Origin of the sequence: Nakamurella alba (genome assembly GCF_009707545.1) — a bacterium.
Lineage (GTDB): Bacteria > Actinomycetota > Actinomycetes > Mycobacteriales > Nakamurellaceae > Nakamurella > Nakamurella alba.
The window spans coordinates 1,080,308-1,094,020 of the sequence record NZ_WLYK01000001.1; the positions used below are offsets into that span (position 1 = coordinate 1,080,308).

The 13,713-nt window shown below is 71.4% G+C and carries 12 protein-coding genes; 8 read left to right on the plus strand and 4 right to left on the minus strand.

Annotated elements, in window-relative coordinates; genetic code table 11:
• Positions 1-75: 75 nt before the first annotated feature.
• Positions 76-1,287, minus strand: a complete 1,212-nt coding sequence (locus tag GIS00_RS04770; protein ID WP_322097509.1) for an aminotransferase-like domain-containing protein — start codon at positions 1,285-1,287, stop codon at positions 76-78.
• Between the two features lie 101 nt (positions 1,288-1,388).
• On the opposite strand from GIS00_RS04770, the gene GIS00_RS04775 reads away from it, so the two are divergent.
• On the plus strand, positions 1,389-1,991 hold the full coding sequence (locus GIS00_RS04775; protein WP_154767150.1) for a GNAT family N-acetyltransferase: 603 nt from the start codon (positions 1,389-1,391) through the stop codon (positions 1,989-1,991).
• Here the strand turns inward: GIS00_RS04775 and prfB are convergent.
• Positions 1,942-2,997: a peptide chain release factor 2 gene (gene prfB, locus GIS00_RS04780; RefSeq protein ID WP_154767151.1), complete on the minus strand. Its 1,056-nt coding sequence runs from the start codon at positions 2,995-2,997 to the stop codon at positions 1,942-1,944. The genes GIS00_RS04775 and prfB overlap by 50 nt on opposite strands.
• Before the next feature lie 100 nt (positions 2,998-3,097).
• On the minus strand, positions 3,098-3,526 hold the full coding sequence (locus GIS00_RS04785; RefSeq protein WP_154767152.1) for a hypothetical protein: 429 nt from the start codon (positions 3,524-3,526) through the stop codon (positions 3,098-3,100).
• Between the two features lie 346 nt (positions 3,527-3,872).
• Here GIS00_RS04785 and GIS00_RS28810 point away from each other — a divergent pair, with 346 nt between their 5' ends.
• The 7 genes from GIS00_RS28810 (at position 3,873) to mnhG (ending at position 13,338) form a co-directional block, all read left to right on the plus strand.
• On the plus strand, positions 3,873-6,911 hold the full coding sequence (locus GIS00_RS28810; RefSeq protein WP_154767153.1) for an NlpC/P60 family protein: 3,039 nt from the start codon (positions 3,873-3,875) through the stop codon (positions 6,909-6,911).
• Positions 6,912-7,148: 237 nt separating this feature from the next.
• On the plus strand, positions 7,149-10,058 hold the full coding sequence (locus GIS00_RS04795) for a Na+/H+ antiporter subunit A (RefSeq protein ID WP_154767154.1): 2,910 nt from the start codon (positions 7,149-7,151) through the stop codon (positions 10,056-10,058).
• Positions 10,055-10,438, plus strand: a complete 384-nt coding sequence (locus GIS00_RS04800; protein WP_154767155.1) for a sodium:proton antiporter — start codon at positions 10,055-10,057, stop codon at positions 10,436-10,438. The genes GIS00_RS04795 and GIS00_RS04800 overlap by 4 nt, the downstream gene beginning before the upstream one ends.
• Positions 10,435-12,075 (plus strand): Na+/H+ antiporter subunit D, encoded by a 1,641-nt coding sequence (locus GIS00_RS04805; protein ID WP_154767156.1) that lies wholly within the window; start codon positions 10,435-10,437, stop codon positions 12,073-12,075. Before GIS00_RS04800 ends, GIS00_RS04805 begins: the two co-directional genes overlap by 4 nt.
• Positions 12,072-12,743 carry a Na+/H+ antiporter subunit E gene (locus tag GIS00_RS04810; protein ID WP_154767157.1) on the plus strand — a complete coding sequence of 224 codons (672 nt, stop codon included), beginning with the start codon at positions 12,072-12,074 and terminating at the stop codon, positions 12,741-12,743. Before GIS00_RS04805 ends, GIS00_RS04810 begins: the two co-directional genes overlap by 4 nt.
• Positions 12,740-13,000, plus strand: a complete 261-nt coding sequence (locus tag GIS00_RS04815) for a monovalent cation/H+ antiporter complex subunit F (protein WP_154767158.1) — start codon at positions 12,740-12,742, stop codon at positions 12,998-13,000. Before GIS00_RS04810 ends, GIS00_RS04815 begins: the two co-directional genes overlap by 4 nt.
• A complete protein-coding gene (gene mnhG, locus GIS00_RS04820) occupies positions 12,997-13,338 on the plus strand; it encodes a monovalent cation/H(+) antiporter subunit G (protein WP_154767159.1) in 342 nt (113 codons plus the stop codon). Before GIS00_RS04815 ends, mnhG begins: the two co-directional genes overlap by 4 nt.
• On the opposite strand, the gene GIS00_RS04825 is transcribed toward mnhG, so the two are convergent.
• The gene (locus GIS00_RS04825; protein WP_154767160.1) at positions 13,305-13,712 is read right to left on the minus strand and encodes a VOC family protein; all 408 of its coding nucleotides are present in this window, start codon (positions 13,710-13,712) and stop codon (positions 13,305-13,307) included. The genes mnhG and GIS00_RS04825 overlap by 34 nt on opposite strands.
• Between the last annotated feature and the right edge of the window lies 1 nt (position 13,713).

The window sequence follows — 13,713 nt, forward strand, 5'->3', positions numbered from 1 at the left end:
GCCGACCGGAGCCGACCGACGGACCCGCTGGTGGTGGTCCGACCGCCGGGTACACCGGCGGTGCAGCGCCCGAGTCTACTTGTTCGACGGGCCGGATCCCGACAGGTGCGCGCCGACCAGCTCCGACATGCGGGTCAGGCCGGCCACCAGGACGTCGTCGGGCAGCCCGGAGAAGTTGACCCGGGCGTGGGAGGCCGGACCGGCGACCGGGAAGAACGTGGCACCGGGGACGTACGCCACCTTGCCCTGCGGGAGCAGCACGTCCTGCATGAGGGCGGCGGTGTCCACGCCGTCCGGGAAGGTGAGCCAGGTGAACAGGCCACCCTCCGGTGCGGTGTGCCGGACGCCGGCCGGCATCCGCTCGTCCAGCACGGACAGGGCCAGGTCCCGTTTGCGCCGGTACGCGGCGACGATGGTCGCGATGTGCGCGTCGATGTCGTACCGGTCCAGGTAGGCCGAGGCGGCCGCCATGGTGAGCGTGCTGCACTGGGTGTCCCCGGCCAGCTTCAGCAGGGACAACTTCTGCAGCACCTCCCCGTCGGCGAGCAGCCAACCCAGCCGGAACCCCGGCGCCAGGATCTTGGAGAAGCTGCCCAGGTGGACCACCCGGCCCTGGGTGTCCAGGCTCCTCAGCGTCGGCAGGTGGTCACCCTCGAACCGCAGCGACCGGTAGGGGGTGTCCTCGACCACCAGCAGGTCGTGCTCGTTCGCCAGCTCGATCAGCCGGCGGCGCCGCGGCAGGCTCATGGTGACGCCGGTCGGGTTCTGGAAGTCCGGGACGGTGTAGATCATCCGGGCCCGCGGCGAGTCGGCCAGCACCCGCTCGAGATCCTCGGTGTCCATGCCGTTCCCGTCGATCCGGACCGGGGCGTAGGTCGGCTCCATCGGGTTGAAGGCGATCAGTGCGCCGAGGAAGGTCGGGTCCTCGGTGATCACCGTGTCGCCCGGGTCCAGCACCAGCTTCGCGACCAGGTCCAGGCCCTGCTGGCCACCGCTGGTGATCAGCAGATCCTCTGCGGTGCAGGCGGTCCCGTCGGCGGTCAGCCGGTCGGCCACCTGCTCGCGCAGCCGCAGCAGCCCGGTCGAGCCGGCGTACTGCAGGACCCGGGAGTTGGCCGGGGTCAACAGGTCGTCGAAGATCGCGCGCAGCTCGTCGACCGGGAACAGTGCCGGGTCCGGGTAGCCGCCGCCGAAGGAGACGACCTCGGGATCCTCGCCGAGTCGCAACAACTCGCGGATGGCCGAGGGGCGGACCCGGTCGACCCGGGCGGCGAAACGGACGGTCACTGCTCGCTCCAGGGTGTACTCCGGGGTGGGTTGGTACCGGCGACGTTACCGGTCCGGGAAAACCCGTCGAACCGGACACGGCCCTGGGCTACCGTCTCCTGATGGGACGGACCGTTGTCTTCCGGGACCTGCAGCGGGACGACTTCCCGCTGCTGGCACGTTGGCTCGCCGAACCGCAGGTGGCCCGGTGGTGGAACCACGCCTACGACGAGGAGTCGCTGGAGAAGGACTTCGGGGCGGCCGTCGACGGCACCGACCCGACCCGGCTGCTGCTCGCGCACGTGGACTCCCTGGAGGGGATGCCCTTCGGGCTGCTGCAGCACTACCGGTTCGACTCCTACCCGGAGTACGGGGTGGAGCTGGGGCCGCTGCTCTCGGTGCCGGCAGGTGCGCTGTCCATCGACTACCTGATCGGCGAGAGTTCCTGCCGTGGAATGGGTCTCGGCGCGGAGATGATCCGGGCGGGGGTGTCCGACGGCTGGGCCGGGCATCCCGGCAGCGACGACGTCATCGTCCCGGTCGCGGCCGGCAACCACGCCTCCCGGCGGGCCCTGCTGCGTGCCGGTTTCCGCGAGATCGCATGGGGCCCACTGGAGCCGGACAACCCGATCGACCCGCCGGAGCACGTGGTGCACGGGATCCGGCGGCCGGGGCTCAGTTCTCGGACTCCGACGAGCGCCGCCAGCGGATCCCGGCCTCGATGAAGCCGTCGATGTCGCCGTCGAAAACGGCGGTGGGGTTGCCGACCTCGAAGTTCGTCCGCAGGTCCTTGACCATCTGGTACGGGTGCAGCACGTAGGACCGCATCTGGTTGCCCCAGGAGTTTCCGGCGTCCTTGAGCGCGTCCATCGCCGCCTTCTCCTCCTCGCGCCGGCGGACCAGCAGCTTGGCCTGGAGGACGGTCATCGCCGAGGCGCGGTTCTGGATCTGCGAGCGCTCGTTCTGGCAGGAGACCACGATGCCGGTGGGCAGGTGGGTGATCCGGACCGCCGAGTCGGTGGTGTTGACGCCCTGCCCGCCGGGGCCGGAGGACCGGTAGACGTCGACCCGCAGGTCCTTCTCGTCGATCTCCACGTGGTCGCTGGTCTCGACCACCGGGACCACCTCGACACCGGCGAACGAGGTCTGCCGGCGCCCCTGGTTGTCGAAGGGGGAGATGCGCACCAGCCGGTGCGTGCCCTGCTCGACGGACAGGGTGCCGTAGGCGTAGGGCACCTTGACCTGGAAGGTGGCCGACTTGATGCCGGCCTCCTCCGCGTAGGAGGTGTCGTAGACCTCGGTGGAGTACCCGTGCCGCTCCGCCCAGCGGACGTACATGCGCAGCAGCATCTCGGCGAAGTCCGCGGCGTCCACGCCGCCGGCCTCGGACCGGATGGTGACCAGCGCCTCGCGGGCGTCGTACTCGCCGGACAGCAGGGTCCGGACCTCGATCGCCTCGATGTCCTTGGAGACGGAGGTGAGCTCGGCCTCGGCCTCGACCAGGGTGTCCGGGTCCTCCTCGGCCAGCTCGAACAGCACCTCGAGGTCCTCGAGTCGTTGCCGCAGGTCCTGCACCCGCTTGAGCTCGGCCTGGGCGTGCGACAGCTGCGAGGTGACCTTCTGCGCCTGCTCCTGGTCGTTCCACAGGTCCGGCGCGCTGGCCTGCTCGGACAGGTCCTCGATGGACGCCTTCAGGCGGTCGATGTCGACCACGGCCTCGATGCTGGACATGGTGGTATCGAGCTCTTTGAGCTGGGCGGCGACGTCGGGATTCACAACGGACCAGCCTACGCGGCCGGTCGGGGTGCTCCGGTGCTCCCGTCGGTACCGGTCAGGATCCCGCCGGGCGGAAGTCGTACCGGACGTCCGCGGTGCTGCGGTCCCGGCCGTCGGTCCGCCGGGCCACGAAGTGGTCGGGCGGCGGCAGGTCGGCGACGCCGGGTGTCCCGGTCCCCGCCTCGGTCTCCGGCCCCGGATCCGGTTCCGCGACCGCGAAGATGACCGGCCGCTCGAACCGGGCCTGGACGGTGAATCGCCCGGCGCCGGTGTACTCGCCGGTGGCCGGGGCCGATCCGTCGGCGGGCACCAGTTCGACCCGGCTCCACGACACGAAACGCAGCCGCTCGCCGGACGGGGCGACGTAGCTGCCGTCCATCCGCGGCCGGAACCAGGTGGCCGTGGGCTCGTCACCGCGCAGCGGTTCCTCCGGACCGGCCTTCCCGCCGCCGGACCCCCGGCGCAGTGAACCGAAGATGCCCATGGCCGCACCGTACCGCCGGTACCGGGGCTGAGCCCGTCCAGTGCCCGTCCGAGCCCGTCCAGTGCCCGTCCAGCGCCCGCCCGGAACCGAGCGCGGAACCGAGCGCGGCGCCTGCGCATCGGCGTGCCCGGCACGGCCGTCACGCCGCGTTCGTCCGGATTGGCGATCACATCGTGTCACCACGAATGACGGTACGGAAACTCCGGTGAAACGATCGGGTGGAAAGCACTGCGAGGAGCGCTGATCCGACGTACGCTCTCCATGCGCCCATTCGGAGTAGCAGGGTGCTGGTGACGTGCCGGTTCGTGGTCATTGGGGTAGGGCAGGCGTGAAGGTATTCGGCAGGGTGTCCGCGACGCCGCGATCGACGCCGTCCTCTCCCGTCCGGACGCTCTCCCGGCACTCGATCCGTGGACTGCTGGCCCTTCCGTTGGCGGTCGTGCTCACCCTCGGTGTCGGTGTCCCCGGCGCCCTCGCGCTCCCTGCCGACGAGCCGGCTCCGAGCGCGTCGACGGAGTCGTCGGCGGGCTCAGGGGCCTCCGTCGACTGCTGGACCACCTCCGTCGACGGCGTGTCCTACGACGCCGGCGCACCCGACCCGGCGATCGACCTCGGCGACCCCGCGGTCGCCGACCCCCCGCCCGCGGTCGACCTCGGCGACCCGGCGACGGCATCGGTCGACCCGGCGGCACAGGCCGGCACCGAGGTCACCGCTGCCGGCGGGTCCTTCGACGGCGTCCGGCTCACGGTCGGCCAGGTGGCCGCGGCGAAGTCGGTCATCGACGCCGGCCAGCAGATGGGCATCAGCCGCCGGGGCGTCCGGGTGGCCATCGCCGTGGCGCTGCAGGCTTCCGACCTGGATCCGGCCGCAGCCGACGCGGTGGGCGCCGGCCTCTTCCTGGAACCCGCGGTCGGCCCGGTCCTCGGACTGCGCAATCCCCAGAGCAATCCGTCGGACAGCCTCACCGCCGCGAGCTCCGCCGACGAGTCGTCCCGGTCCTTCTTCGGCGCGCTGCAGCGCGCAGTCCCGGACTACGACACCGACCCCCGCGCGGACTGGGAGCTCGGCGAGGCGGCGACCGACGGCCGGATCGGCCGCGACGCCCTGCAGTGGTACGGCGTGGCCAACGCGCTCAACGACGCGTACAACCCGTTCCTGAAGGTCGGTGCCGGTGCGGTCCGGGCGATGGATCCCTCCGCCCCGGCGGTGCTGGCCGGCTCCGCCGCCGAGACGCTGGCCACCGCGGATGCCGCGGAGCTGGCCGCGCTGGCCGGCCCGGCCCCGCGCGGTGCCGCCGCCCCGGTCCCGGCCCTCCGCGGACCCGCCGACGCCACCACCGACGATGCGCCCGCCACCGAGGAATCCGGCGACGGGCTGGTCGTCCCGCTGGTCCAGCTGGTCCTCGGCGATGCCCCCGACACCACGAGCGCGTCGGTGACCACGACCACGGCGGCGACCACCGACACAGCGGCGACTGATGCCACGACCACCGCTACGTCGACCACCACCATGTCGACCACTACTGCGTCGACCACTGCCGCGCCGACCACCGCCACCGCGCCGAGTGTCAGCGACACCGCCGCGAGCACCACCGAGACCACCGACCCGAGCACCAGCACGAGCTCGTCGGAGACCGGCAGCACGAGCACCAGTGCGACGAGCGCCACCACCACGAGCACGACCACCACGAGCACGACCACCACAAGCACGACCACCACGGCGACGCCGACCACCACTCCGAAGCCCAGCACCACCCCGAAGCCCAGCACCACACCGAAGCCGTCCACCACGCCGAAGCCGTCCACGACAGCGAAGCCCACCACCACGCCGACCACCACCGCGAAGCCCACCACCACGCCGACCACCACAGCGAAGCCGACCACCACCACGCCGACCACGCCCGCGAAGCCCACCACCGGGAACCAGGCGCCAGTGGCGAGCTCCGACCCGGAGCCGGTGCGGACCGAGGACGCCCCGCCGGTGGTGGACACGGACATCCCGGTGATCCCGACCGGCACGGACGACGACCCGGATGTCGGGTCGGACCCGGTGCCCGACTCCAGCGGCGACTACGGCACCGACGGCTACGGCTCGAACGACGACGGCAGCACCCCGGACCCGCTGGACTGCATCCCGGGCATCGGCGGCTCCACCACCTTCGACCCCGGCATGATCATCTCCGACGAGGTGTTCTACGACTCGACATCGATGACGGTGCAGCAGATCCGGGACTTCATCGACCGCGAGGGTGCGAACTGCCTGGGTGCCTACTGCCTCCGCAACCTCACCGTCGACACCCCGTCGCGCGCGGCGGACCAGTACTGCGAGGCCTACCGCGGCGGGCCGGACCAGGACGTCGCCACGATCCTGGCGGGTCTGTCGGTGGCCTGCGGGATCAATCCCCAGGTGATGCTGGTGACGCTGCAGAAGGAGTCGGCGCTGCTGACCCGGACCTCCGTCTCGGCCTCCAGCTACGCCGCCGCCTACGGCTGGCACTGCCCGGACACCGGGCCCGGCGGCACCGCGAACTGCGACCCGGAGTACGCCGGCTTCTTCAACCAGGCCGCCGGGATGGCGAAGCAGTGGTCGCGGTACCGGGTCGATCCGCAGAAGTACAACTATCAGGCCGGCGAGACCGTCGACATCCTGTGGAACGTCGTCGAGTCGGGCTGCGGCAGCTCCCCGGTGACCATCCGGAACACCGCCACCGCGTCGCTGTACAACTACACGCCCTACCAGCCGAACGCCGCCTCGCTGGCGAGCTACCCGGGTGTGGGTGACTCCTGCAGCACCTACGGCAACCGCAACTTCTTCTTCCTCTTCCAGAAGTGGTTCGGCCTGACCGGCGGCGGTGCGGCCCGCGACGTGCTGGTCAACGGTGTCGACGTGACGATCCCGAACGCGCCGACGGTGGCGGCCGGTGCGGCCGGTGCCGTGATCAAGGCCCCGAACGCCCGGGTGGCACAGGGCATCGCCGCCGGGTTCGCCGCGATCGGCCTGCCGTACGTCTACGGTGGCGGCACCAACGGCGGTCCCGCGGACCAGGGTTGTGCCCGGGCCGGCGGCGCGTCCAACTCCTGCCAGGGTGTGGTCGGGTTCGACTGCTCCGGGCTGACCGGGTACGTGCTGTCCCAGGCCGGTTTCCGTATCCCCGACTACTCCGGCGCCCAGCGCACGGCCGGCACCGACATCCCGTGGTCGCAGGGTCTGCCCGGCGACATCATCGGCTACGACGGGCATGTCGCGATCTACCTGGGCCTGATCGACGGGGTGCCGTACCTGCTCGAGGCGCCGACCGTGGGCATGTTCGTCCAGGTCCGACCGGTCTACACCAGCAACGGCGGGGTGCCGGTCGACGGCGTGCTGCACCGCTACTGGAGCTGAGCGCTCCGACCAGTCCCGGGAGCCGATGCTGCTCCCGGCCGTCCGGGCCGATAAACTGGGTGCTGCCGGTGACGCATCGGCAATCCGAGCAGGTGCCCACCGAACCCGTCCGCAGACGCGGCGCAGGACGTGGGCACGACCAATGACGAGTGCCGCTGTCGCGGCGAGGGGGAGTCAGGGCGTGGCAACGGCAGGCAGGATCTCGTCGGCGTGGTGCGAACGACGCACGCCCGACGAATGTCCGCAGCCGCCGCGCCGCACCCACGCCGACCGGCCGACACCGTGACGGCGGGCGGACCCTTCTCCTGGGCCGGTGCGGTCCTGCTGCTGTTCTTCGTCGCCGCGGTGCTGGCGCCCTGGCTGATCCGGCTGTTCGACCGATCGGCGATCATCGCGCTCGCGCTCCTCCCCGCCGCCACCACCGTCTGGGCGGCGGTCATGGTGCCGGCCGCGCTGGACGGCGGGCACCGGGCGCTGCGGATCAGCTGGATCCCGACCCTCGGTCTGACCCTGGACCTGCGCTGGGACGCGCTGTCCGCGGTGCTGACGCTCGTGGTGGCCGGCATCGGCACCCTGGTGATGCTGTACTCGGCGCGGTACTTCCCGGCCGGGGACGACGGCGCCGGCCGCTACACCGGGGCGCTGCTGGCCTTCGCCGGCGCGATGCTCGGACTGGTCCTGGCGGACAACCTGTTCCTGCTGCTGGTCTGCTGGGAGCTGACCGGCATGCTGTCCTACCTGCTCATCGCATTGCGGACCGGCAAGCAGTCGGCCCGGAAGGCGGCGTCGCAGGCGTTCATCGTGACCACCGCCGGCGGACTGGCGATGCTGATCGGCGCCGTGATGATCGGCGTCCAGGCCGGCACCTACCGGATCTCGGAGATCCTCGCCGCGCCGCCGACCGGTGCGATCGTGCACACCGGGGTGGTGCTGCTGCTGGTCGGCGGCCTGAGCAAGTCGGCGATCTTCCCGTTCCAGTTCTGGCTGCCGGGCGCCATGGCGGCCCCGACCCCGGCCAGTGCCTACCTGCACGCCGCGACCATGGTGAAGGCGGGCATCTACCTGTTCGCCCGGTTCGCCCCGGCATTCGCCGGCCTGGGTGCCTGGCAGCCGGTGCTGATCGGGCTGGGCGCGATCACCATGCTCTACGGCGCCGTGCAGGCGCTCCGGCAACGCGACCTCAAGCTGCTGCTGGCCTACGGCACGGTGTCCCAGCTGGGCCTGATGACGGTGGTGCTCGGCGTCGGCACCCCGGACGCCCTGCTCGCCGGGCTGGCCCTGCTGATCGGTCACGCCTCGTTCAAGGCGGCCCTGTTCTTCGTCGTCGGGATCATCGACACCGGTACCGGCACCAGGGATCTCACCATGTTGTCCGGCCTCGGCCGGCAACGCCCGGTACTGCTGGTGACTGCGGTCCTGGCGGCGGTGTCGATGGCCGGCATCCCGCCGATGATCGGCTTCGTGACCAAGGAGGCCGCGCTCGCCGCCACCACCGGTGCCGGTACCGCCGGCGCGGTCGCGACCGTGGTGATCGTCGTCGGCTCGGCGCTGACCGTCGCCTACAGCGCCCGTTTCCTCTGGGGTGCCTTCGCCACCAAGAGCGGTGTCGCCCCCACCCGGATCGCCGCCACACCGCTGCTGATGACCGCACCGACCCAGCTGCTCGTCGTGCTCGGGCTGGCCGCCGGCATCGTCCCCGGTGTGCTCGAGGGCATCGTGCAGTCGTACGCCGGCACGGCGGGACAGACGCACACCGACGCGCTGGCGCTGTGGCACGGGTTCACCCTCGCCCTCGGCCTGTCCGCGCTGGCCTGGCTGGTCGGTGCCGCGGTCTACCTCGGGCAGCGGGCCGCCGAGCGCCGCCGTACGCCGGCCCGCCCGGGCAACGATCCCGGCACCGTCTACCGGTGGCTGACCGGGCTGCTCGAGGAGGGCGCCGCCCGGTTCACCGGGCTGACGCACCGCGGGTCGCTGCCGTCCTCGATGGGCGCGATCCTGCTGGTGCTCATCGTGTTCCCGGGCAGCATGCTGATCGCTTCCGGTGCCGGGCCGGCCCACGTGATCGCCTGGGAGGAACCGGCCGAGGCGGTCATCGCGCTGATCGTGATCGTCCTGGCCGTGATGACCCTGCGGAGCAAGCGCGGTCTGACCGCGGTGCTGCTGGTCGGCGGCATCGGCTACGCCGTCGCCGTGTTGTTCGTGCTGCGCGGTGCGCCGGACCTGGCGCTGACCCAGATCCTGGTGGAGACGGTGACCCTGGTGGCGGCGCTGCTGGTGCTGCGCCGGCTGCCGGACACCGCCCTCTACGAGGCCCGCCCGGGCAACCGGGTCCGCGCGGTGCTGGCCGTCGGGGTCGGTGCGCTGATGACCGCCGTCGCGCTGATCCTGCCGGGATCCCGGGTGACGGCACCGATCTCGACCGAGCTCACCAACCTCGCGGTGGAGTACGGCGGCGGCAGCAACGTGGTCAACGTGATCCTGGTGGACACCCGCGGCTGGGACACCTTCGGCGAGATCCTGGTGCTGGTGGCCGCGGCGACCGGTGTCGCCTCGCTGGTGTTCCTGCAGAACCGCACCGGCGCCGCCCCGCGCCGGCCGTCCGCGGAGGCCGGGAACCTGCCGAAGCCGAACAGCCCGACGCCGTGGTTGCGTTCGCCGTGGGTGCCGCGCCGCTCGCTGCTGCTGGAGGTGGTGACCCGGCTGATCTTCCACACCGTGGTGATCTTCTCGGTCTACGTGTTGTTCGTCGGGCACGACCAGCCGGGCGGTGGGTTCGCCGGCGGGTTGATCGTCGGGCTCGCGCTCACCCTGCGGTACATCGCCGGCGGGGCGTTCGAACTCGGCGAGGCCGCGCCGTGGGACGTCGGCGCGATCCTGGGTGCCGGCATCGTGCTGGCGGTCGGGACGGCGGCCGGCGGGCTGTTCTTCGGCGGGGACGTGCTGCAGAGCGTGATCCTCAAGGCGGACGTGCCGCTGCTCGGCGAGTTCAAGTTCGTCACCTCGTCGCTGTTCGACATCGGTGTCTACCTGGTGGTGATCGGCATGGTGCTGGACGTGCTCCGGTCGCTCGGTGCCGGCATCGACCGCATCGACCACTTCGACACGGTGCGCGCACCGTCGACCCGTCGCCGGGAGGTGGCCCGGTGAACCCGAACGCGCTTGACTCCAACGTCACCATCGCGGTGATCATCGGCGTCAGCTTCGCCTGCGGCGTCTACCTGCTGATGAGCAAGAACCTGATCCGGGTGCTGCTCGGCTTCCTGCTCGTCGGGCACGGCACCAACCTTTTGCTGCTCTCCAGCGGCCGCGGTGGGATCGCGCCGATCGCCGGCAGCGACGGTGATCTCGCCGACCCGCTGCCGCAGGCGCTGATCCTCACCTCGATCGTCATCACCCTGGCCGTGGTGACCTTCCTACTGGCCATGGCGTACCGGAACTACCGACTGACCAGGGAGACCGAGGTCGCCGACGATCCGGACGATGCCGCAGTGGCCCACCGGGGCGAGACCGTGGGCGGTGGCGAATGACCGCCGCCGCACTGCTGCCCACCGCCGTCATGCTGCCGATGGCCGGTGCCGCGCTCACCCTGATCCTCGGCAAGCGGCCGAAGGCGCAGCGGATCGTGTCCGTCTCGGTGCTGATCCTGCAGCTGGTGGTGGAGATCTCGATGCTGCTCGCGGTCGACGCGAACGGCACGCTGGTCGTCCAGGTCGGCGGCTGGTCGGCGCCGTTCGGCATCACCCTGGTCGCCGACCGGCTGGCGACGCTGATGTTGGTGGTGTCCACCACGGTCACCCTGGCGGTGCTGATCTACGCGATCTCGGCCGACCACGCGGACGGCGAGGAGACGGACACCCCGGTCACGATCTTCCACCCGGCGTTCCTGATCCTGGCCACGGGTGTGTCCAACGCGTTCCTGGCCGGCGACCTGTTCAACCTGTTCGTCTCGTTCGAGATCCTGCTGACCGCCAGCTATGTGCTGATCACCAGTGGCGGCACGATGGAGCGGCTGCGTGACGGGGCGCCGTACGTGGTGGTCTCGCTGCTGTCGTCGATCATCTTCCTGTCCGGCATCGCGCTGGTGTACACCGCCACCGGCACCGTCAATCTCGCCGATCTGGCTGGCAAGATGGCCGCCCTGCCGGTCGGGATCGTGCTGGTGCTGCAGGCGATGCTGCTGGTCGCGTTCGGGGTGAAGGCCGCGATCTGGCCGATGCAGCAGTGGTTGCCGGACTCGTACCCGACGGCGCCGGCCCCGGTGACCGCGGTGTTCGCCGGCCTGCTCACCAAGGTCGGGGTGTACGCGATCATCCGGGTGCAGACGCTGCTGTTCCCGGGCGGCAACTTCGACGACCTGCTGATGATCATCGCCGCGATCACCATGGTGATCGGCATCCTCGGCGCGCTCGCCCAGGCGGGCATCAAGAGGATGCTGTCGTTCACCCTGGTCTCGCACATCGGCTACATGCTGTTCGGGGTGGCGGCGCACAACGAGATCGGGCTGGCCGCTTCGATCTTCTACGTGATGCACCACATCCTGGTGCAGACCGCGCTGTTCCTGGCCGCGGGCCTGATCGAACGGGTGGCCGGGACGACGCAGCTCAGTCGGTTGTCCGGGCTGGCCGCGGCGTCCCCGCTGCTGGCCGTGCTGTTCTTCGTCCCCGCGATGAACCTGGCCGGGGTGCCGCCGTTCTCCGGGTTCCTCGGCAAGGTCGGCCTGTTCGAGGCCGGGGTCGAGAACGGTTCTGCGGTGGCCTATGTCGTGGTCGGCGCGGGCGCGCTCACCTCGCTGCTCACGCTCTACACGATCCTGCGGGTGTGGGGCCGGGCGTTCTGGCGGCCCGATCCGGAGGTGCTGGAGGGCGGCGCGCCGGGGGAGAGGATCCGGCCCGGTCAGGACAAGAAGTGGTTCGCGGCCACCCAGGCCCGGCGGACGGCGCTGCGCACCGCGGCGGCCCGGCTGCCGCTGGGCATGCTGGTCGCCACCACCTTCGTGGTGGCGGTGACGCTGGTGCTGACGGTGGTCGGCGGCCCGATCTACGGGGTGGCGGAACGGGCGGCGGAGAACCTGGGCGACCGGAACGGGTACATCACCGCGGTCTTCGGTGCGGACGCCTCCTCCGGCACCGGCGGGCTGCAGGTCACCGAGGGGGCGGGACCGTGATCCGCGGCAAGGGCAGCCGGGTCCGGTCCGCCGTCCGCCACCGCACCGGCGGCTGGCGTACCTGGTGCATCACCATGGGCTGGCTGCTGCTGGTCTGGTTCGCGCTGTGGGGCGCGGTGTCGCCGTGGCTGGCACTGGCCGGCATCGCCGCCTCGGCGGCCCTGCTGCTGCTGTTCCCGCTGCCGGTGGTGGAGTTCTCGTTCGGTCTGCACCCGTGGCGCACCGTCGTGCTGATCGGCCGGTTCTTCTACGACGTCCTGGTCGCCAGTGCCCAGGTGGCCTGGCTCGCGGTGCGGCCCCGGCCGCCGGCCGGTGCGATCACCACGGTGCAGCTGCGGTCGACCTCCGACCTGGTGCAGACGCTGGTCTCGCTGGCCGTGTCGCTGGTCCCGGGCAGCCTGATCATCGAGGCGGACCCGGAGAACCGGACCCTGGTGATCCACGTGCTCGACGTGAAACCCGGTGGCCTGTCGGCCTTCCACCGGCAGGTGCTGGACCAGGAGGAGCGGATCCTGCAGGCACTGGGCAGCAAGGACGAGATCGACGCCGTGATGATCGGCGAGGACGACGGCGAGCTGGCGATGCACAGCGGTGCGGTCACCCTCGGCAGCACGGTGCTGCTGGGCGACGGACCCCGCAAGGACGACGGGACGGAGGAGCGGGCATGACGGTGGTGTTCGTGATCGCGGCCGCGCTGTTCGGTGTCGGGGCCATCGGCGCGGCGGTGCGGCTGGTGCGCGGGCCGTCGCTGCTGGACCGGGCGGTGGCGCTGGACGTGCTGCTGGCGGTGGTGACCGGGGTGATCGTGCTGATCGCCGCGATCGAGCGGAGTGCCACCACCCTGGTGATCGGGGTGGTGGTCGCATTGCTCGGCTTCATCGGCTCGGCCGGGCTGGCCAAGCTGCTGCCGGGGGAGCGCCAGTGACCGCCGGATGGGTCGACGTCGTCTCCGGCATCGCGCTGGTGCTGGGCGCGCTGCTGTCGGCGCTGGCCGGGATCGCCGTGCTGCGGTTCCCGGACACCATGAGCCGGATCCACGCCGCGACCAAGCCGCAGGTGCTCGGCATCATGCTGCTGATGCTCGGGGTGGGACTGCGGGTCGGGTCGTGGGCGGTGGTCGGGCTGCTGGTGCTGGTGGTGGTGCTGCAGTTCGTCACCGCGCCGGTGTCGGCGCACCTGGTGGTGCGGGCCGCCCACCGGCGCGGCGACGGTGCCCGGGAAGGCTCGGATCAGGACGGCTCGACGACCAGCATCCAGAGGTGACCGTCCGGGTCGGCGAAGCTGCCGGAGTACCCCCAGGGTTGCTGCTGCGGGGGTGTGACCACGCTGCCGCCACCGGCCTGCGCCTTCGCCAGCAGCTCGTCCACCTCGGCGGAGGTGGCCGGCGCCAGTGACAGCTGCACCTCGGCGACCCCTGGACCGGCGACCGTCCGGTCGCCGATGGTCCAACCGAACCCCCCGGTCGGGATCAGCATCAGCCGCAGCCCGTCGTTGACCACGAACTGCAGTGGTTCCGGCAGGCCGTCCTCGGCGATCGGGCCGATCGTGTCGAGCCCGAGCGCGCCGGCGTAGAACGCGTGCGCCCGCCCCCGGTCCTCCGTCGGCAGGCACACCACCACCGGCCCGAATGTCGTCATT

Bases quoted from the DNA above. Each gene is read 5' to 3' on its own strand.
- GIS00_RS04775 (WP_154767150.1), top strand. From the start codon at position 1,389: ATGGGACGGACCGTTGTCTTCCGGGACCTGCAGCGGGACGACTTCCCG.
- prfB (WP_154767151.1), bottom strand. From the start codon at position 2,997: ATGTCCAGCATCGAGGCCGTGGTCGACATCGACCGCCTGAAGGCGTCC.
- GIS00_RS04785 (WP_154767152.1), bottom strand. From the start codon at position 3,526: ATGGGCATCTTCGGTTCACTGCGCCGGGGGTCCGGCGGCGGGAAGGCC.
- GIS00_RS04795 (WP_154767154.1), top strand. From the start codon at position 7,149: ATGTCCGCAGCCGCCGCGCCGCACCCACGCCGACCGGCCGACACCGTG.
- GIS00_RS04805 (WP_154767156.1), top strand. From the start codon at position 10,435: ATGACCGCCGCCGCACTGCTGCCCACCGCCGTCATGCTGCCGATGGCC.
- GIS00_RS04815 (WP_154767158.1), top strand. From the start codon at position 12,740: ATGACGGTGGTGTTCGTGATCGCGGCCGCGCTGTTCGGTGTCGGGGCC.
- GIS00_RS04825 (WP_154767160.1), bottom strand. From the start codon at position 13,712: ATGACGACATTCGGGCCGGTGGTGGTGTGCCTGCCGACGGAGGACCGG.